General features: G+C 53.3%; 18 protein-coding genes. 11 read left to right on the forward strand and 7 right to left on the reverse strand.

The window, feature by feature from the left end:
* Positions 1-51: 51 nt before the first annotated feature.
* Positions 52-1,068, forward strand: coding sequence for an AraC family transcriptional regulator (locus tag AUQ43_RS02985; RefSeq protein ID WP_062954340.1), 1,017 nt, complete (start codon positions 52-54; stop codon positions 1,066-1,068).
* Here the strand turns inward: AUQ43_RS02985 and AUQ43_RS02990 are convergent.
* Positions 1,053-1,814: an IclR family transcriptional regulator gene (locus tag AUQ43_RS02990; protein ID WP_062954341.1), complete on the reverse strand. Its 762-nt coding sequence runs from the start codon at positions 1,812-1,814 to the stop codon at positions 1,053-1,055. The genes AUQ43_RS02985 and AUQ43_RS02990 overlap by 16 nt on opposite strands.
* Positions 1,815-1,949: 135 nt before the next feature.
* Between AUQ43_RS02990 and AUQ43_RS02995 the strand changes: the two genes are divergently transcribed.
* The 5 genes from AUQ43_RS02995 to AUQ43_RS03015 all read left to right on the forward strand — a co-directional run bounded on the left by AUQ43_RS02995 (position 1,950) and on the right by AUQ43_RS03015 (position 8,851).
* On the forward strand, positions 1,950-3,677 hold the full coding sequence (locus AUQ43_RS02995) for a thiamine pyrophosphate-requiring protein (RefSeq protein WP_062954342.1): 1,728 nt from the start codon (positions 1,950-1,952) through the stop codon (positions 3,675-3,677).
* Between the two features lie 815 nt (positions 3,678-4,492).
* A complete protein-coding gene (locus tag AUQ43_RS03000) occupies positions 4,493-6,307 on the forward strand; it encodes an alpha-amylase family glycosyl hydrolase (protein WP_062954343.1) in 1,815 nt (604 codons plus the stop codon).
* 182 nt (positions 6,308-6,489) lie between these two features.
* A complete protein-coding gene (locus AUQ43_RS03005; protein ID WP_147250484.1) occupies positions 6,490-7,575 on the forward strand; it encodes a hypothetical protein in 1,086 nt (361 codons plus the stop codon).
* A 157-nt stretch (positions 7,576-7,732) separates the two neighbouring features.
* The gene (locus tag AUQ43_RS03010) at positions 7,733-8,206 is read left to right on the forward strand and encodes a hypothetical protein (protein ID WP_062954345.1); all 474 of its coding nucleotides are present in this window, start codon (positions 7,733-7,735) and stop codon (positions 8,204-8,206) included.
* A 159-nt stretch (positions 8,207-8,365) separates the two neighbouring features.
* Complete coding sequence (locus AUQ43_RS03015; RefSeq protein WP_062954346.1) at positions 8,366-8,851, forward strand: PAS domain-containing protein; 486 nt, start codon at positions 8,366-8,368, stop codon at positions 8,849-8,851.
* A gap of 14 nt (positions 8,852-8,865) precedes the next feature.
* On the opposite strand, the gene AUQ43_RS03020 is transcribed toward AUQ43_RS03015, so the two are convergent.
* Positions 8,866-10,098, reverse strand: a complete 1,233-nt coding sequence (locus tag AUQ43_RS03020; protein WP_062954347.1) for a hypothetical protein — start codon at positions 10,096-10,098, stop codon at positions 8,866-8,868.
* Positions 10,091-10,927: a mannosyl-3-phosphoglycerate phosphatase gene (locus AUQ43_RS03025; protein ID WP_062954348.1), complete on the reverse strand. Its 837-nt coding sequence runs from the start codon at positions 10,925-10,927 to the stop codon at positions 10,091-10,093. Before AUQ43_RS03025 ends, AUQ43_RS03020 begins: the two co-directional genes overlap by 8 nt.
* A gap of 289 nt (positions 10,928-11,216) precedes the next feature.
* Between AUQ43_RS03025 and AUQ43_RS03030 the strand changes: the two genes are divergently transcribed.
* The 4 genes from AUQ43_RS03030 (at position 11,217) to AUQ43_RS03045 (ending at position 14,503) form a co-directional block, all read left to right on the forward strand.
* A complete protein-coding gene (locus AUQ43_RS03030; protein ID WP_181838586.1) occupies positions 11,217-12,125 on the forward strand; it encodes an ABC transporter substrate-binding protein in 909 nt (302 codons plus the stop codon).
* A 198-nt stretch (positions 12,126-12,323) separates the two neighbouring features.
* Positions 12,324-13,490 (forward strand): 4-hydroxybenzoate 3-monooxygenase, encoded by a 1,167-nt coding sequence (gene pobA, locus AUQ43_RS03035; protein ID WP_062954350.1) that lies wholly within the window; start codon positions 12,324-12,326, stop codon positions 13,488-13,490.
* Between the two features lie 231 nt (positions 13,491-13,721).
* Positions 13,722-14,015 carry a YqjD family protein gene (locus AUQ43_RS03040; protein ID WP_062954351.1) on the forward strand — a complete coding sequence of 98 codons (294 nt, stop codon included), beginning with the start codon at positions 13,722-13,724 and terminating at the stop codon, positions 14,013-14,015.
* Positions 14,012-14,503, forward strand: a complete 492-nt coding sequence (locus AUQ43_RS03045) for a hypothetical protein (RefSeq protein ID WP_062954352.1) — start codon at positions 14,012-14,014, stop codon at positions 14,501-14,503. Before AUQ43_RS03040 ends, AUQ43_RS03045 begins: the two co-directional genes overlap by 4 nt.
* 41 nt (positions 14,504-14,544) lie before the next feature.
* On the opposite strand, the gene hpt is transcribed toward AUQ43_RS03045, so the two are convergent.
* Both hpt and AUQ43_RS03055 read right to left on the reverse strand, forming a co-directional pair.
* The gene (gene hpt, locus AUQ43_RS03050; protein WP_008891923.1) at positions 14,545-15,081 is read right to left on the reverse strand and encodes a hypoxanthine phosphoribosyltransferase; all 537 of its coding nucleotides are present in this window, start codon (positions 15,079-15,081) and stop codon (positions 14,545-14,547) included.
* A 224-nt stretch (positions 15,082-15,305) separates the two neighbouring features.
* Positions 15,306-16,049, reverse strand: a complete 744-nt coding sequence (locus AUQ43_RS03055) for a glutathione S-transferase (RefSeq protein ID WP_084271970.1) — start codon at positions 16,047-16,049, stop codon at positions 15,306-15,308.
* Between the two features lie 277 nt (positions 16,050-16,326).
* Here AUQ43_RS03055 and AUQ43_RS03060 point away from each other — a divergent pair, with 277 nt between their 5' ends.
* Positions 16,327-16,545, forward strand: a complete 219-nt coding sequence (locus AUQ43_RS03060) for a DUF3126 family protein (RefSeq protein WP_062954353.1) — start codon at positions 16,327-16,329, stop codon at positions 16,543-16,545.
* Between the two features lie 61 nt (positions 16,546-16,606).
* On the opposite strand, the gene AUQ43_RS03065 is transcribed toward AUQ43_RS03060, so the two are convergent.
* Positions 16,607-16,837, reverse strand: a complete 231-nt coding sequence (locus tag AUQ43_RS03065) for an MTH895/ArsE family thioredoxin-like protein (protein WP_062954354.1) — start codon at positions 16,835-16,837, stop codon at positions 16,607-16,609.
* A 16-nt stretch (positions 16,838-16,853) separates the two neighbouring features.
* A complete protein-coding gene (locus AUQ43_RS03070) occupies positions 16,854-18,182 on the reverse strand; it encodes a permease (protein WP_084271971.1) in 1,329 nt (442 codons plus the stop codon).
* Positions 18,183-18,543: the final 361 nt, after the last annotated feature.

Consider the following 18,543-nt stretch of genomic DNA (forward strand, 5'->3'; position numbering starts at 1 on the left):
GGACGATCTATGACAGGCTGTCCGTATTAATTGATCAATCGTCCGAAAATCATGTCACCCACACCCAATATCGACCTCAACAGCCCATCTGATCAGATCGAAGGCCAGTTCAATGCATCCGGTCACGACATGGTCAGTGAACTTCTTTCAGGTGTCCGTCTACGCGGGCTTGATTACCGCCGGATCGAAATTTCCGCCCCCTATGGCCTGCGCTTTGGCGAGGATCAGGAAGAAAACCGCGCCTGGTTTCATTTCATCGGTCTGGGCACGGTACATCTGCGAACCAAAAGCGGTGCTGTCCATGTTTTGGGCTGTGGTGATGCGGTGTTGTTGCCCTGTGCAGGCATTCATGACCTTTACAGTGAAGATGGCGTGGCCCTTCGCAGTGTGGATGATTTTCAAAAGGCACGGCTTTGTGATGCCGCATCCGAAATCCGGGCCTGTGAGGCCGATGTTTGTCGGTCCAAGGATAATCTGATTTTCAGTTGTGCGATGGAGTTTGATCTGGGCTGGTTGCATCCTTTGGCCCACCTCAAGCCTGAAGTCATGCATATCGAAACCGTGCCGGATCATGATCCGCAGATCCCGGCGATACTCGATGTTATGACATCAGAACTTCGTGCAAAGCGTCCGGGATATGGCGTTATTCTGACACGGCTTGCCGATGTAGTGGCCGCGGCAATATTGCGGCGCTGGGTTGAGGCAGGCTGTGATGTGTGCGGTTGGGTCGAAGCTGTTCGTGATCCCAAGCTGGCGCGTGTTCTGGCAGCCCTTCACAAGGAGCCGGGGCGGAACTGGTCAGTTGCGGATATGGCGTCCGAAATGGGTGTATCGCGATCAGTCTTTGCCGAGCGGTTTGTCGCCTTGACCAAGGCAACCCCACAGCAATATCTGACCAATCTGCGCATGCGTCTGGCCAGCCAGTGGATCAGTCGCGAGAAGCTGCCATTGGACGAGGTTGCTGATCGACTTGGCTATGCCTCGGTTGCTGCATTTAGCCGTGCGTTCAAGCGCACCACGGGCAAATCCCCCGGTGCAATTCGGCATATAGATTACGCATCACCATAAATGACATTCCGGGCGCTTTTTGCTGCCGCGTTCAGCGCGGCCAAAACCCTGCTGTGATTCTGATCAAGGATTGCAGGCGATGCACCAAAGACGGAAAAGGCAGAGATCATCTTGCCGTGCGTCGTGGTGATCGGAACGGCGATGGCATAGATGTCATGTTCGCGTTCGCCATTGTTGGTGGCAAAGCCCTGATTGCGGATGGTGGCGAGTTCTGATTTCAGTGTATCGATATCGGTGATGGTGTGATCGGTCATGCCGGTCAGGCTGGCATTCTTGAAATAGCGATCCTGATCCTCTGTGTTCATATATGCCAGCCACAACTTGCCATGTGCCGTGCAAAAGGCATCAAGGCGCGATCCAATCCGGATATCGACATAAAGCGGCCGGTCTGGCAGGGCCTTGGCAATGCAGACCGCCATGTCGCGATCAAATTCTGTCGCCATGCAGGCTTCACCTGTTTCGCGTGCCAGCTGATCAAGGATCGGCTGCAGGATGGTCGGCAGACTGCCATCATGCAAAACGCGATCCCCCAGATCCGCAAATATGTATCCCAGCCTGAAAACCCCGCGCGACGTTGCCCGTAACGCCCCGGCATGTACCAGCGTGTGCAAGAACCGGTGCGCGGTGATCATGTTGATGCCTAGCGCATCGGCCGTTTCCTTGGCGGTCAGTTCGCTTTTCCCGGCGGCAAACAGATCAAGGATCTTGAACGCCTTTAGTACGGAACCATTGAGTTGACTGGTCATCGGATGGTTTTGCTCCACGCAAACAAAAAGAGGGCTGCCGTCCTGTCTTGACGGGCAGCGGATTTCAGTAATAAACTATATTATAAATCATATTTCAATTATAGAAATATTAAGCGAAAAAGCAAGAGGCGTCTGATGAAAAGCGACAAGCAGGAAAAACCCGGTCAAATCACCCTGACCGCCGGTGGGGCGGTTCTGGCCCGCATGAAGGCCATCGGGATTGACTACATCTTTGCCAATTCCGGGACCGACTTCCCGCCGATCATCGAAGGCCTGGCCGAGGCGGCGGCAAAGGATATCAGCCTGCCGCACGCGCTGATCATGCCGCATGAAAATGCGGCGATGGGCATGGCGCATGGTTACTACCTTGCGACCGGCAAGACACAGGCCGTAATGGCACACACCAACGTCGGGCTTGCGAACTGTGCGATTGGCGCGATCAATGCCGCGACCGAACATGTCCCGGTCGTTCTGATGTCGGGCCGCACCCCGGTGATGGAAAAGGGACGACTGGGTGCGCGCACGGTGCCGATTGGCTGGGGCCAGGAAATGCGCGATCAGGCCGCACTCGTGCGTGAAAGCACGAAATGGGAGTATGAGCTTAAATTCCCCGAACAGGTGCCGGATGTCGTCGACCGTGCCTATGCGATTGCATCATCGGTGCCCAAGGGCCCGACCTATGTCAGCCTGCCGCGTGAAGTTCTGTGCGAACCGTGCCCGGGTGACCAGATTGACGGGCCTTTGCGTATGCAGCCGGTTCCTGTCGCGCCACCGCAAGCATCGGTTGAGGCGGCCGCAGACATTCTGGCCAATGCCACGAACCCGATGATCATTGCCCAGCGTGGTACGGGCACGGCGGAAGCCTTTGGCCGCTTTGGCGATCTGGTTGATCAGTGGGGCATTCCGGTCGTGCAGTACTGGGCGATCCAGCTTGCGATTGGGACAGAACATCCAATGTTTGCCGGAATGGATCCGGCGCCCTGGCTTAAGGATGCCGATGCGGTGGTGGTGATCGATTGCCTTGCCCCCTGGTCGCCCGATATCCATGATTTGCGCGCTGACTGCAAAGTCATTCAGATTGGCCAGAACCCGCTTTATTCGCGCTTTCCGGGGCGGAATTTTGCCGCCGATATCTCGCTTGTTGGTGAAGCCGGTGACGTGATCATGATGCTGGCAGATGCCATGGATCGCCGCCACGAAGACCATAAATCGGTTTGTGCAGATCGCCGAGACAAAGTCGCAGAGACCAACGCCGAAACCCGCAAAAATGCGCTTGCAATGGCAGATGCCGGCGCGGTGGATCCGATGTCCAAGGCCTATGTGTCACGCTGTCTGTCCGATGCGATTGCCGGGCGCTCTGCCACGGTATTTTCCGAGCTGGGCTGTCCGCTGGAGCCGCTTTCGCTTTCAGAACACAGCAGCTGGTATCAGGAACCCCATTCCGGCGGGCTTGGCTGGTCTTTCCCGGCATCGATGGGCTATCAGTTGGCGGATAAGGACAAGCTGGTCGTCGCCACCATGGGGGATGGATCCTATATGTTTGCCAACCCGACGGCCTGCCATCAGATTGCCGAGGCACTTGAGCTTCCGATCCTGATCCTTGTTCTGAATAACAATGAATGGGGGGCCGTGCGCCAGTCGGTGACGGGCATGTACCCGGATGGCTTTGCTGCCAAAACCAATGAGATGCCGCTGACTGCGCTGAAACCCAGCCCCGACTTCACCAAGGTCGCGGAGGCCAGCCGCGCCTGGGTCGCCAAGGCCAAACGTGCCGAAGATTTGCCCGGTATCCTGCGCGATGCCATCAAGCATATCGACACCAACCGCACCCATGCTTTGGTTGAGGTGACGATTGCGCCATAGTAAGCGGGGCCGCAAAGGATTTCTTGCAAGGGTGTCGAGATAATCGATGCCCTTGCTAATTGAATGATATCAGTGCTCTTCTATCGATTGGATGCGTATATGCTATGTCAATAACAGGGGGGCATTGTGAAGTACTCGTCGCTAAGAAGGTATGTCGCCTTTTATAAGCTGAAAGTCGTCAAGTATGGTGGAGCCAGTTTAATATTATGGCCGATAATCGCTGGTTATCTTGATTATAACGATGTGATGCGGTCGACGGATTGGCTGAATTGTAGTGTCGCCACTATCCTTGGTTTGTTTGGTTTATTTGGTCCGCATCGCAGCCTGGTAACTTGTCGCATCACTCGCAAGCCAACTAAAAGCGGATGGCGGCGGCGCTCGCATCCGAAATGGCATTTGTTTTGGATGCATTGGTTGGGGCCATTCTTTCTAATGGCCTACTTCCTTACTGAGGACCCGTCCCATAGTTCTATCCTTCCAACATATACCTTCTGTGCCGTAACCGGTTTTTTTGTACCATTAATAGTTTGGCGGCCTCTAATCCTGCGGTTGCTTTTTGGTTTCGATAGGCGGACGCAAGTTTTTGGGTTTCTAAAATAGGCTATTATGCACAGAGTATTATTTTCCTTAGATGGCATGTCGTTCTTCAAACTTCATACTCGTTAATAAAAAATCCAAGTTTTCAACGTTTTAGTTGATTGTGTGATGTAGATTTGCGCAGTTTTCCATCACAATAAAATGCCTGCTTGCATCACAGGCAAATTCATTATTTCATTGGTCTAATTATTTGAATTGCCTGCCCGGAAGGAACCAGTATGGATCGTGTTGTCGGAACCTCGGGGCGTATTGCGTTTGCCAGCGCGATGCGCAACCTGCTTGCGGATGTGTATCCGGGCCACGACCACGCAGAACTGGTGCGCCGCGTGTTCGAGGTTTTGGGCTTGCCGATTGAGGGTGAAGGGCCGGAGCCCTGCGAGGAATACCTGCGCAAGTGGGATCAGCGCGACGCGTTTCTGATCACCTATGGCGACAGCATTCAGCAGGACGGCAAGAAGGGCCTGCAAAGCCTTGGTGAATTTCATCGCAAATGGCTGAAAGACTGGCTGACGGGCATTCATATTCTGCCGTTTCATCCCTTTACGTCGGATGATGGTTTTTCAGTCAGTGATTTTGATATGCTGCGTCCGGAACTGGGCGACTGGAGTGATGTCGAGGATCTGGCAAAGCATGGCACTGTCATGGCCGATCTGGTTGCCAACCATATTTCCGCATCCCATCCATGGTATCAGCAATTTCTGGCCGGGGAGAAGCCCGGTGTCGATTACATCAAAACCGCAAGTCTTGCCGATGACCTGTCCGATGTTGTGCGCCCGCGCAGTCACGAATTGCTTAATCATGTCGTGACCAAGGACGGCGAAAAGCAGGTCTGGTGTACGTTTAGCTATGATCAGGTTGATCTGGATTACGGCAATCCGGATGTGTTTTTCGAGATGCTCAAGGTCGTGCTTAATTACCTTAAGCACGGTGTGCGGGTGGTGCGCCTCGATGCGATTGGCTTTATCTGGAAGGAAGTCGGTACCACTTCCATCAACCTTGAACAGACGCACAAACTGATCAAGGCGATGCGACTGGCGTGTAATGCCGTGCATCCTGATGTGTTGTTCATTACCGAAACCAACCTGCCATTGCTCGAAAACCTGTCCTATTTCGGCAATCAGGACGAAGCGCATCTGATTTATAATTTCTCGCTGCCGCCGGTGATTATTCATGCGCTTCTCAGTGGCCGGTCTGACTATATCCGCAAATGCATCATGGCGATGCCACCGGCCCCGGCGGGATGTACCTTCTTTAACTTCACTGCAAGTCATGACGGTATTGGATTGCGTCCGGCGGAAAACCTGATCCCTGATGCCGATATTGATGGGCTTAAGGAACATGCCGTCAAGATGGGCGGGCAGGTCAGTTATCGGGCGCTTAAGGGCGGTGGGCAGAAGCCTTATGAGTTGAATGTCACGCTGTTTAGCATGCTGGCTGAAAACTTCGCGGGCGAGGCCACCATGGGCCTTGAGCGCTTTGTCATGAGCCAGGCGATAGCCATGTCGCTCGAAGGCATTCCGGCGATTTATATTCAGACGATCCTTTCGACCGAAAACGATCAAAAGGCCTATGAGGAAACCGGTATTCCAAGGCGCCTGAACCGGAAAATCTGGAAGCTTGATGATGCAGAGGAAACGCTGTCTCGTGAGGGTGTTGCGCGCTCTGCCTTTGATCAGTTGCGAGAACTCATGTCGATCCGTCAGGGGCAGCCGGCTTTCCACCCGAACGCAACGCAATATACGCTTAACCTTGGGCCGGACCTTTTGGGTGTGTGGCGCCAATCGCATCTGAATGAGCAAAGCATATTCTGCGTCTTTAACCTGACCGAACACCCGCAGGATCTTGATCTTTCAAAGATCAATCTGATCATGACCGAAGGCTGGCAGGACCTGATCACGCAACAAGTGATCGAAGATTATGACGGCGTGATGAAACTGGCCCCGTACCAGATTGTGTGGATTTCCAATCTTGATGGCCGCAATCGCACAGAAAGTCGCCTGCTGCAACGCTATCGGGATGCGATGCCGGTTTAAGGTCTATTATCGGTTGTTTGTTGGTTGCTTCATTAAATCTTCAGGTTGCAGTCTGAACTGTCCTGTTTTATTGCTTGTTACGTGAGGGGTATCTTAGCTCTTATGAGCTGCGCATTACCCATGCAGATGTTTTTTGTGATTGGCATTCTTTAAAACCCAGTGCGTTCTGATCGGAGCGAGGTATGCGTTTTACGTTCGGTGTTCTTGCTTCGCTGCTGATTTTATCGGGGTGTCAAACCTCTGGTGGGCGTACCCAAACCGGGTTCTCAGAATTACGGGAAACACAGTACAGAGTACTCATTAACGCCTTGGATGAAGTCTGCGTGGATAACATTGGCAATGCAGATGCAATTGACAAAGCAGCCCGTGCGTTAGCGATCGATAAACCGAAAACGAAAGAAAGCCAAATTGGCTTTAGAGAGGTTACCGCGACAATCTATCCCATTGGCGCGGGCGGAGGTTTTGCTGGTGTACTTGCGCAGAAAGAAGGTGAGAGCTGCGCGGTCATCACGAAGCAATCGGTCGAGTTCCGCAAAAGCATTGGCGATGCTTTTGGTCTGGAAATGGAAGATATGGGAACGTCTTTCGATTTCGGCGAAGTGCTGGATTTGCAATATGGATTTAGCGAAATCCATCGCCTTCCGGTTAAACAATACAAGATAATTACGGACAAAGGTCAGTTACTTGATGTCGTCGAGTTTATGACCCCAAACGCATTCCGCGAAGAAAGTTCAATATTTGGAATGGTGTCCGGCGCCCTTGCAAAGCGCAGGGCCAACCCCGACGAAACAGCCAGCGATATATTTTCAGCGGTACTAGATGAAGTTTGTTTGCCTCATGCCGGTAACGTAGACGCCATCAGAAGAGAAGCAGAACAGGTAGCGGGTTCGACTGGTGTTCAGTTTGATCGCCCTGAAGACAAGCTTTTTGCCGATGCGCTTCAAATGTATGTGCTGACTGCAGAGCCCGATGGTTCGGGAACGTTTATCGGTGTGTCGTCGGATGGCGGTCTCTGTGGATATTGGGCTGTTGATGCGAAACAGGCGAATTTTGACGTCTTTCGGTCGCATGATTTGATGCAAGTCGATTCTGAGATTCTTGACGATGGCTTGGTTGAACTTGGTTTTAGCCCGGACGAGAATGTCGCGGTGCTTCAAATCGCACTGCAACGCGAAGGCAAGCAGATTTATAGTGTCTTGGTCATAGATCGAGCATCCTATTCTGGAATGAATTTCCATGATCTTCCCGTGTTGCCGTGGGCGCTTTGATCCAAAACGGGGCGACAGCTTTTTTTACTGCTTACAGTGCTGCTTTAAATCATTAAATTGTAACGCGTATTTGGTGTACGGGAAGGCTATTGCGCACTGCTGTCTGTTTCCTGTATTCGTGGATTCAAGGACAGAAGATCAAGGGGCATGACGCGCAATGGCTTATGCGCAGGAAGTACGGATTCCACACTTGCCCGATGATACCGATCACCGTGTTCGGGCATATGTAGAAATTTGGTGGGATGCGGCGCGCAACGGGCAAGTTCCCAGCCGCAAGCGATTGCACACAGACGTCTTGTCGCAGTGGATCGACGATATCAGCATCTATGAGTACTTGCCGGAAAAGCGTGATTTCATCATTCGTATTGATGCCCCCAATATCATTGCGGCAAGCGGTGAATGTTATCTGGGGTGCTCTCCGCGCCAGATTGATCTGGATTTCGGGACGACAGTCTATCCGACTCTTCTTGAAGTGATTGCTTCCGGGAAGCCCGCCTTTCACCGGGTGGGGCTTGAACGCACAACCTGGGAAGAGTGGCTGCGTATCATGCTGCCCGTGCAGACATCGGATCGGTCAGGAAAGGTTATCCAGCAGGTCTTTGTCAGCCACTTTCTATGCAACAGAAAATAGCCGCCATACATGACGGAAAGCTTGTTTAGCGCTTTGCTCTCCCCACGTGAATAGTAGGCATTGGTTTGGGAGGATGGCAGCTGGTGACTGAGGATTCTGATATCGCATCGGATTTTCATCAAACCTCTGCATGCCATCTGACAGAAGGTGTGGGAAGTCATGATCAAGCTGGGCGGTGACAGGGAAATGGAAATTCCGCAGGAGTTTCTGGATGATGACGCTCCGCCGGATGCGCATACCCTGTTGGATTTCTGGAGCGCACATGCCAAGAACGGTCAAATTCCAACGCGCGAGGAATTTCGCCCGGACACACTAGAGCCCTGGATTGGCAACATCTGCATTTATGAGTACGTCCCGCAAAAGGACGATTTTCTTATATTGCTTGAAGGGGAGAATGTTGTTGCCCTTACCGGCGAGAACTGGCGCGGCGCATTCGCCCGTGAAGTCGATTGTCGTTATTCTTCGGGTTTGCATTCAGCAATGACGACAGTGCGCCTGAGCACAAAGCCCCAGATCCACCAATTGCGGATATTTCAAAAGGAATGGCAAAAAGCCATACGTCTTCTATTGCCGGTTTTGTTGCAAAAACCCGACAAGGAAGATGCGTTGCAAATCTTCCTTGCCATTTTTCCCATCGACGACTAGGCGCAGCTTTGCCCTTACTCCTTGCCGATCCCCATGTCATGAAGATCATCTTCAACGGCACTGGACAGCTGTTCGAAGATGTCGCCGACGGCACTTTCAACACGCTGCCAGCTTGGGATAAACGGGCTTTCCAGCGGATTTTCCAGATAGTGCTGACCAGCACTGATGATTACTTCAGACAGTACTTCAACGCAGTTTTCTTCTTCGTCGCGATTGATCTTGAGCCCGTTAAACAGGGCATCAGCACGATATTGTTCAATCAGGTCGAGTGCCGCACGATAATAGGTCGCCTTGAGCGTACGGAAGGTTTCCGGCGTAAAGACTGTGCCCTGAGTGGCCAGTTTGCGGAACAGGGATTTGGCAATGTCGCTTGCCATGCGCGACAGACCGTCATCCTTTTGCGCCGGATCGAATTCACGATGCTTGTGATCATAGATGTCGGCAATATCGACTTGGGCAAGCCTGTGAACTGTGTGATTGCGGTACATTTCAGACAGCATCGAAACCTCAAGGCCCCAGTCGGATGCCACACGCAGGCCATAGGCGACATCGGTGCGGATCGCCATTTCGCCAGACAATGCGTAGCGGAAGCAATCCAGGTAATTCAGAAAGTCTGTTTTGCCGACAACCTGTTTAAGCGCGCGGATCAGCGGTGTTACGAACAGGCGGCAAACGCGACCTTTAAGCGTGCCATTGGCAACACGTGCGTAGTAGCCCTTGGCAAAGGCGAAATTGAATGCCGGGTTGGCAATGGGATACATCAGCTTGGCGGGAAGGTCCGGCGTATAGGTCGCGATATCACAATCATGGATGCCAATGACCGAACTGCGCCCGGATGCCAGCGTATATCCAAGGCAGTACCAGACATTCCGACCTTTGCCGGGTTCATAACGTGCAAGATTGTTTTCAGCCAGACGTTCATGAACATTGCGCAGGCGTGGGCCATCATTCCACAGAATGCGAACATGTTGCGGCAGATCCTTGAAGAATTCGCGGGCATGCAGGTATTGCTGCGCATCGGCGCGATCAAGGCCCACGACAATCTGATCGATGTAGGTTGCCTGTTTAAGGCCCTCGACGATTGTGGTCATGGCGGGGGTTTCGAGTTCGGAATACAGGCATGGCAGGATCAGGGTCTGGCGACGCTGGCGGGCGAACGCGCTCATCTCATAGGCGAGTTCTTCCGGGTTTCGGTCAAGAATGCGATGAAGGGTTGTGATCGGGCCGCCCTGATGAAAATCAGCCATGAAGTACCTCGCTGTTTTTATTGGTATTGGTATCGGTTATCTGATCCAGAATCTCGTTCACCGCCTCATTCCACCCTGCGGGACCCGGTTGGGGCGCAATGCGCAAATTGGGGTGTTCGAGTAGCGGTAGCGTGTGTTTGCCGTGTTTGGACGGAATTTGAACGGCGTAGTCAGCCTCGGCCAGCATCGGGATGTCGTTTGGCGAATCTCCCAGTGCAATTGTCGTAAAACGCTGCCGGGACGCATCTTCAAGCCAGGTGACGGTCAGGCGTTCGACCATGCGCCGCATCGCCTGTCCCTTGCTCGACGGACCACACAATGTATGAAACCGCCCGCCCTTGACCAATCTCAGGTCCGCTTTTTCAGCAATCTCCCGTGCAAGGGCAATATCCTTGGCCGCAGGTTGCCAGATCAGTGGGTCCGAACAATGGCGCTGACCCGCACGGATCGCATCTTCAAGCGGCAGGCCCGTTTCTGTTGCGATGATTTCTGGGCTGACGGTCCGGAAACTGTCGAGCGGAACTGTTACGGCAGTCCTGATTGCTTCGCGGGTATGGTCAACCGTTTCGGTTGCCGGGCCATATTGTTCGACATTGCCATTTAACGCGATAACGCCGCCATTTTCGCCGATCAGGCCGTCAAACAGGCATGACGTCTTGTTGATGTGTTCAAGTTCGGCCAGCGTTTTCGAAGATACTGCGATCAAGGGTATGGAAAGCTGTTTCAAACGATCCAGTGCCGGGCGGGCGTCGCTCCAGCTGTAGGTGTCATGATCAAGCAGGGTGCCGTCAAGATCGGTAAAAATGGCGATGGCGCGGCTCTGAGGCATCTTCCCGTTCTGTCGCGGTTTTCAACGGTTTTGCGGCCATTGAATTGTGACCAACGCATAACCTTAGCACAGCGAATTGGATGGATCGACAGTTGAAAGGATGAAATTTTGATCACATCCGGTCAATGATCAAAAATCGTGCGGTCAGGGGCGCGCGGGTGATTGGCGTATTTCGGCTTTAAACCCAAAATGCAATGAACCATATAAACCAAGAAGTGGCTGGCGCGACGATGGTCAGTCCAAACCGATGTGTGACCTGGTCACGCGTCACATGGTGTCAGGGACATTGATGACGACAAAGTGGGTTGGTGCTCGTTGGCGGTTTTTCGCTGGGATGCTGTTTTGTGCGGCTATTTGGTTTGCGCCGTATTCCCTGCTTGCCCAGGAAAACAATGCGGGCGGGCGCGAAGCCGGGTTTGAGATCCAGTTTGTCATTGGCGAATGGCCACCAATGTTGACGGAAACCATGCCAGGTTTTGGCAAGCATTCCGAACGTGTGCGTCAGATTTTCGCCGAGATGGGGTATCGCGTCAAATTTGTGTTTTTGTCCTGGCAGCGCGCGTTCGAGTTAACGCGTCGCGGCGATTACGTTGCCACTTTCTCGTGGCTGTCCAGTAAGGATCGGATGGCGCAATTTCATATTCCAACCCAACCGATCGCCCATGCAAAACAGGTCGGGTTCTACAAGAAATCCCGCTTTCCCGATGGTTTGGAGGTCAATGGCTTTGATGACCTGCTTACCCTCGGTATCCGGCCGATTGGCGTTTCGAGTTACTGGTACGAAGAAGAATTCGCCAAACGCAATATAGATGCGGAAATAGCGGCCAACACGGAATCAGCATGGCGTTTTCTGGACGCAGAACGGGCCGACATCCTGTTTGAAGAAGAAGAAGTCGGTTGGCTGGATATGGCCAACTTTCTGGGTGAAGAGGTCGTCGACGCGTTTGGTACCACCGAACCCCTGACCACGGACGATATGTTTATCCTGTTTTCGCGAAATCATCCGCATGGCGAACGACTGTCACAAGAATTCGATGCTTTCATGCTGACAGACCGCGGACAGGAATTCTGTCAGAAATGGGCCATCTGTGTTCGAGATGCAGGCAATCTTCGTACACCTGACCTAAAGGATGTCCCCAAGATGCAAACGCCCAGTGCAGATGCCGCGACATCGCAAGGTGCGCAAGGCACAAACTGATCGCTTGGGCGGCTTTATGCAGAACCGAACAATGATCGAACTATAACCAACGCTAAATACATGTTCGATTTGTCCAATCATTATCCCGGTTTGTCCATTCAGTGCAAGCGGTAACGGGCGTATTGTTTCCGCAATGGAACGGTTCTTGTTCCAATTCAAAAACAGAACGAAAAACCGTGATCTTGTGAGGAAATCGCCATGCAAGTCCCTGTCGTCATCGTTGGTTCTGGCCCAGCCGGGCTGTTGTTGTCCCATCTTCTCCATGTGCAGGGGATTGATTCTGTCATCCTGGAACGCAAAAGCCGCGACTATGTCGAAGGACGCATTCGGGCAGGTGTTCTGGAAATGGGGACCGTTGACCTGATGAAGCGTGTCGGGGTTGATGCCCGCATGAACAAGGAAGGCATCATCCATGGCGGTATCTATATCAGCGTCAATGGCAAGCGCACACATGTGAATATGGAAGAACTCACCGGCGGTTCGACTGTGATGGTGTATGGCCAGACCGAAGTAACCAAGGACCTGATCCAGGCGCGCCTTGACCACGGTGGCGAGATCATCTTCGAGGCCGAAGACGTCAGCCTGCATGATATTGATGGCGACAAGCCAAGTGTTCGATATGTCAAAGATGGCAATGCACATGAGCTGAGCTGCGACTATATTGCGGCATGCGACGGTTTCCACGGTGTCGGGCGCAAGACCCTGCCGGGCGTGAAGGAATTTGAAAAAGTCTATCCGTTTGGGTGGCTTGGTGTTCTGGCCTATGCAAAACCTGTTGCCGATGAACTGATCTATGCCAAGCACGATCGCGGTTTTGCGCTGTGTTCGATGCGCTCGGACAAGGTCGTGCGCCACTATGTTCAGGTGCCCAGCACCGACAAGATCGAGGACTGGTCAGATGATCGTTTCTGGAATGAGCTGCGCACACGCCTTGGCGAAGAAGATGCCGAACTGGTCAATGAAGGCGAAGTGTTTGAAAAAAGCATCGCGCCGCTGCGCAGCTTCGTTGCTGAACCGATGCAGCATGGCCGCCTGTTCCTGGCGGGTGATGCCGCCCATATCGTGCCGCCAACCGGGGCGAAGGGCCTTAACCTTGCGGCAAGCGATGTGCACTATCTGTCCGAAGCATTGATCGCAAAATACAAATCCAACCGTGGTGACCTGCTGGAAAGCTATTCCGATACGGCGCTGGCGCGTGTCTGGAAGGCAGAGCGATTCTCATGGTGGATGACCTCCATGCTGCATACCTTTGGTGACCAGAAAGAGTTTGATGGCCGCATTCGTGATGCAGAACTTGAATATATCCTGTCGTCAAAAGCAGGTCTGAAAACCCTGTCGGAAAATTACGTCGGTTTGCCTTACTGATCGGCGTGACGGGGATACCCACCCCCGACGGAGAAGTCCCGCTCTCCAATTCCGCCCAGAAATCCGACAGGTTATGAAACGGTCCGCAGCCCACGCGGGCCGTTTCTTTTTTGGTCTTTTGCGACCCGATTTCTGATCATGCCAGGAAATCATCACATTTTCTGCGGGAACCATTAGCCATGTCAGCACGTTACCTGTGTGTTGCTGTTTTCAATATAATAGGAGAAAACCATGGCGACCAAGACCGAGACGACTGCTGATACTGCAAAGCTTCAGGCTGATGTTGATGCACTGCGCAGTGATCTGGCCGAAATCACCAAAACCTTGAAAACCATGGGTGGTGACGCGGCAGAAACCAAAACGCAGGCTGCAGCAGAACGCATTCGTGAAGTAACCGGTCAGGCCCGTGATCAGTTTGATCATGCGCGTGGTGTGGCCGTGGATCAGGTCCGTGATAACCCGCTGGCATCCGTTGCCGTTACCTTTGGCGTTGGCCTGCTTATTGGTCGTCTGCTGCAGAAATGATCAATCAGCTGACCGATATATTCGTCGATCAGGCAAAGGCCGCAGCCCGAAAGGGGGCGGCTTTTGCTGCGATTGCGGTCGTTATGCTGGTCGGGGCGGGGTTTCTGCTCGCCGCGATCTATATGGCGATTGCCGCGTCCTTTGGCCCGATTGCTGCGGCCATGGCGATTGGCGGTACGCTGATGACGCTGGGGCTGGTGGCACTTGCCGTGATGTCACAACGTGATCCCGGCGATGCCGTCGATCAGATATCAAGTGAAGAACATGCCGCGAAGGCCCGCAAGTCAGAAGATGACATGCTGTTTGACCTGTTGGTGCATTCGGCCATGACCGGCTATGCCACCGGGCAGGGTAACAAACCGCGCATGCAATCGGGATTTGATCAGATGATTACCGATCTTGGCGAACTGGGCATTTTTGATCCGCCAAAAGGACGGATGGAAACCCGGCAGACAGACCATGAAACGGAAACAAAAAAGGCGGGATAGCAAACGCGTCCCGCCTTTTTTGTATTCTGATATTGCCCGGCCTATTCGCCGTGGAAATGAACCGTGCCGATAAAGGGAAGGTTGCGGTTGTTTTGGGCATAGTCGATGCCGTAACCGACAACAAACTCATCAGGAATATCGAAGCCGCAGAAATCAATCGGGATTTCAACTTCGCGGCGCGACGGCTTGTTCAACAGCGTGCAGATTTCCAGACGGTTCGGGTCGCGGGTCTTCAACAAGCGAACCACTTCCGACAGGGTATAGCCGGTATCGATAATGTCTTCGACCAGAACGACATCCTTGCCGCGGATCTGACCATCAAGGTCCTTGACGATGCGCACATTGCGCGAACTTTCCGTGGAATCGCCATAGCTTGACGCAACCATGAAATCGACCTCGACCGGAACGGTCAGTTTGCGCACCAGATCGGCGATGAATACGAAGGAGCCGCGCAGCAGGCCGACAACAATCAGCTTTTCGGTGTCCTTGAAGCTTTCATTGATCTCGGCGGCGAGCGCATCGATCTTGGTGGCAATCTCGTCCGCCGTTATCAGCGGCTTGACATCATAATCGGCCATAAATTCCGGTCCTGAAGCGTTATGGGATGATGTTTCGCTTGCTAGCACAAGCTGGTCACGATGACCAGCCTGTGAATGGTAACAGAAGTATAATCCCGTAGGTCAAACACCGCGCAATCGCGCATTCCGCGAGACAGTTTTTAACGACTACACGCATAGGTGTAATGTGCTGTCTTGTCAGGTGTTATTGGGGCAGGGGGTAGTAATGGCCGGTTGGTCGGTTTTCAAGCCGCCTTGAAAATCACTGGTGTGTCGCCTTCGTGCCACTGGTCATATTTGGTCATGGCGCGTTCAAAAAGCTCGGCGGTCAGGAAATCATCAAGCCAGCGCTGCACATGGACGAACGGCATGGCGTCAAACGCCTCTTTGTCGGTATTGGCAAACTGGCGAATGAAGGGGGCAATGGCGAAATCAGCCAAGGCCGGGCGCGACCCGAACAGATATTTGCCAACCGCAAGACGGCCATCAAGACGGTTAAGGATCTTTTCCGCATCCCGGCGATGTTCGAGTGGGTCTACGTCTTCATACCGGTTGGGATATTTATAGCGGTCAAGGTGATGCTTGAACGGGCCATCATTTTGGGAAATCAGGGCCAGCATGTCGTCAAGCGTACCGCTTTCGGGTGTCAGCCATTCAAGCGGGTCATTTTCAGCAAGCGCCCAGACCATGATTTCAAGGCTTTCATCGATCACGGTGCCATCGGGCAGGACCAGAACCGGGACGGTTGCCTTTGGTGATACGTCGATCATGCTTTGCGGTTTGTCGCGCAAAACGACTTCGCGCAATTCGACATCAATGTCGGCGGCTAAAAGCGCCATACGCGCACGCATGGCATATGGGCAGCGCCGAAAGCTGTAAAGGATGGGTCGGGATTGCGCAGCGTCGTCCGTTTTGGCCTTCGCGGGTGGAAGGTCTTCAGGTGTGGGAGACGCAGTTTGGGACTTGGTTTTAAGCTCAATCTCGGACATATATTCGGATTAAACGGTACATGGCCCGAATGCAATAGACATTCTGATGACGGCACAAATGCACGGCCATTTGGCCGGTTGTCGGAAATGACGGAAAAATTGGCAGATTTTGCGACTTTTTTGGCCCTGTGGGCTTGATTTCACTGCCCGGTTTGTGGAAGGACAGTGCACCAGATTTCAAAACAGGTGCAGGAAAGAGGGCAGACGCCAAAGCGCGCATGCGATATCCTGTGATCCTGCAGATAACAGCCGTTGGAAAGAACAAGGGGCAAGTCCTATGACACCGTCAGAGATCGCACGCGTCGAAGATTACCTGCGTCGCACATTTGAAAACCCGAAAATCGCCGTTGATGTGCCCAAGAAAAAAGGTCACCCGGTTGAAATGCGCGTTGGCGACGAGTTCGTCGGTGTAGTGCATCGTGACGAAGATGAAGGCGAAGTCAGCTACTCGCTGAACCTTGTCATCCTTGAAGAAGATCTGCCGCCGGCAAAATGATCGTTGATCGGATCGATTTTGAAACGCCCCGTGCCTTTGCTGGCCGGGGCGTTTTGTATTGTTAGGCCAGCATCTGGCGAATTTCGTCGGGGGTGGCGACTTTGCCTTCGACCAGGATGTCATCATCGGCCATCAATGCCGGGGTGCGCATAATTCCCGCATCAATAATCTGGTTGGTGTCGGTGACCTTTTCGATTTCGTAGTCAAGATCAAGCGCCTGTGCGGCGGCTTCGGCGTTTTTTGCCAACGCCTGGCATTTTGCACAACCACTCCCATAAATGCTGAGTTTCATCTTCGATCTCCTGTGATCAGAACGATTGAATATTGCCATAGACAAAGCCGGAAATCGTCGCCATGACGACGACAAGCGCACAGTAAACAAGCGTTTTCTGCGTGCCGATCACGGTGCGAATAACCAGCATGTTGGGCAGCGATAACGCAGGCCCCGCCAGAAGCAGGGCCAAGGCCGGGCCCTTTCCCATGCCAGCCCCCATCAGGGCTTGGACAATTGGAATTTCGGTCAATGTTGAAAAATACATGAACGCGCCCAGAACCGATGCCAGCGCGGTCGAGCTTAGCGAATTGTCCCCGACTGCCGCCTGCACCCAGTCATTGGGGATCAGGCCTTCATGCCCCGGTCGGCCCAGCAACAGCCCGGCAATGAACACCCCCATGACCAGAAGCGGCAAAATCTGTTTGGTAAAATCCCAGCTTTGATCAACCCATTCGCGGTCCTGATTGCGGGTAAGTGCGATCATCATCAACCCGACCACACCAATGACAAAGGCCAGTTGCGGGTGGTCGGGAAAGACCAAAGCGGCAAGGATCACAACGGCTGCAAGCCCCGCGACCTGTTTGACCGACCAGTTCCACTGCCATATCAAAAGCCCGCTAAAGCCTGCAGCCAGAAGGCCGGTCGTGATCCATTTAAAGTCGTAAACCGCCATCCAGACCGGGCTGTCAGGCACCGCGGCCCAGTTGGCAAACACCAGAATGCCGATCATCAGGCCAAAAAAGGCAATGGTGATTGAAAGCGGTTTGCCATCATCATCCGGGCCAAAGCCGCGTTTGGATTTCTGGGCGCGATCATGTTCCTCGTGACGATAGATCAGATGCATGATCAATCCGATGACAATCGCAAAGACGATCGCACCGATCCCGCGCGCAAGGCCAATCTCGGCCCCCAATACCTTGGCCGTGACGACAATCGCGATGACATTGATCGCGGGCCCTGAATACAGAAACGCTATCGCCGGACCAAGCCCTGCACCACGTTTGTAAATTCCGCCAAACAGCGGCAATACCGTGCAGGAACACACCGCAAGCAACGTGCCCGAGACTGATGCCACGCCAAGTGCGACCGGGCGCGAAGCATCCGGTCCCAGATAACGCATGACAGAGCCCTGACTGATATATACCGCCATAGCCCCGGCAATCACAAAGGCCGGAAGCAGGCACAGAATGACGTGTTCGCGGGCATACCAATTGGTCAGATAGACGGCCTCAAGCACGGCATTATCAAGCCGCCCCGTGCCAGCCGGGATGAAATAGATCGCAAGGAAGCCAAGGGCGATGGCGGCAAACAGCCGGCCTTCACGCGGGTTTTCCCGGTAAAGTGCGATCAGGCGGTGCAACATCCGACGGCCTCCAAATGACCAAGACAGGAATTTCTGTTTGTAATCTATCCAGATTGTCGGGCGATTACCTTGATACATCGCAATGTTGTGCGCTGCAGCGACGCGGGACATGCGTTCCTGCCATTTTCAGCGCTGCAAGGATGCGGACAAAGGCCCCGGGGCAACTTTCGAAAGGCGGTTTTGGATCAATCGTCGCAAATCTTCTGAGCACAAGAGGAAGTTTAGGGGCGGCAGTCCAGTTCGTTTGACAGTCGTGCGAACACACTCCTACCGTTTTGATTGCACGGCGCGGGTTTAAAGCGCGCGGTGGGTTCAGTTCGGGCGGCAGCGCGGCACAAGATCGCATGGACCCGGACATCAA

Source organism: Thalassospira sp. MCCC 1A01148 (assembly GCF_001613795.1).
GTDB lineage: Bacteria > Pseudomonadota > Alphaproteobacteria > Rhodospirillales > Thalassospiraceae > Thalassospira.

Excerpts from the sequence above, each read along its gene's own strand:
- AUQ43_RS03040 (WP_062954351.1), top strand. The coding sequence starts at position 13,722 with ATGGCGACCAAGACCGAGACGACTGCTGATACTGCAAAGCTTCAGGCT.
- AUQ43_RS03010 (WP_062954345.1), top strand. The coding sequence starts at position 7,733 with ATGGCTTATGCGCAGGAAGTACGGATTCCACACTTGCCCGATGATACC.
- AUQ43_RS03055 (WP_084271970.1), bottom strand. The coding sequence starts at position 16,049 with ATGTCCGAGATTGAGCTTAAAACCAAGTCCCAAACTGCGTCTCCCACA.
- AUQ43_RS03065 (WP_062954354.1), bottom strand. The coding sequence starts at position 16,837 with ATGAAACTCAGCATTTATGGGAGTGGTTGTGCAAAATGCCAGGCGTTG.
- pobA (WP_062954350.1), top strand. The coding sequence starts at position 12,324 with ATGCAAGTCCCTGTCGTCATCGTTGGTTCTGGCCCAGCCGGGCTGTTG.
- AUQ43_RS03015 (WP_062954346.1), top strand. The coding sequence starts at position 8,366 with ATGATCAAGCTGGGCGGTGACAGGGAAATGGAAATTCCGCAGGAGTTT.
- AUQ43_RS03005 (WP_147250484.1), top strand. The coding sequence starts at position 6,490 with ATGCGTTTTACGTTCGGTGTTCTTGCTTCGCTGCTGATTTTATCGGGG.
- AUQ43_RS02985 (WP_062954340.1), top strand. The coding sequence starts at position 52 with ATGTCACCCACACCCAATATCGACCTCAACAGCCCATCTGATCAGATC.
- AUQ43_RS03020 (WP_062954347.1), bottom strand. The coding sequence starts at position 10,098 with ATGGCTGATTTTCATCAGGGCGGCCCGATCACAACCCTTCATCGCATT.
- AUQ43_RS02990 (WP_062954341.1), bottom strand. The coding sequence starts at position 1,814 with ATGACCAGTCAACTCAATGGTTCCGTACTAAAGGCGTTCAAGATCCTT.
- AUQ43_RS03060 (WP_062954353.1), top strand. The coding sequence starts at position 16,327 with ATGACACCGTCAGAGATCGCACGCGTCGAAGATTACCTGCGTCGCACA.
- hpt (WP_008891923.1), bottom strand. The coding sequence starts at position 15,081 with ATGGCCGATTATGATGTCAAGCCGCTGATAACGGCGGACGAGATTGCC.
- AUQ43_RS03045 (WP_062954352.1), top strand. The coding sequence starts at position 14,012 with ATGATCAATCAGCTGACCGATATATTCGTCGATCAGGCAAAGGCCGCA.
- AUQ43_RS03030 (WP_181838586.1), top strand. The coding sequence starts at position 11,217 with ATGACGACAAAGTGGGTTGGTGCTCGTTGGCGGTTTTTCGCTGGGATG.
- AUQ43_RS03070 (WP_084271971.1), bottom strand. The coding sequence starts at position 18,182 with ATGTTGCACCGCCTGATCGCACTTTACCGGGAAAACCCGCGTGAAGGC.
- AUQ43_RS03025 (WP_062954348.1), bottom strand. The coding sequence starts at position 10,927 with ATGCCTCAGAGCCGCGCCATCGCCATTTTTACCGATCTTGACGGCACC.
- AUQ43_RS02995 (WP_062954342.1), top strand. The coding sequence starts at position 1,950 with ATGAAAAGCGACAAGCAGGAAAAACCCGGTCAAATCACCCTGACCGCC.
- AUQ43_RS03000 (WP_062954343.1), top strand. The coding sequence starts at position 4,493 with ATGGATCGTGTTGTCGGAACCTCGGGGCGTATTGCGTTTGCCAGCGCG.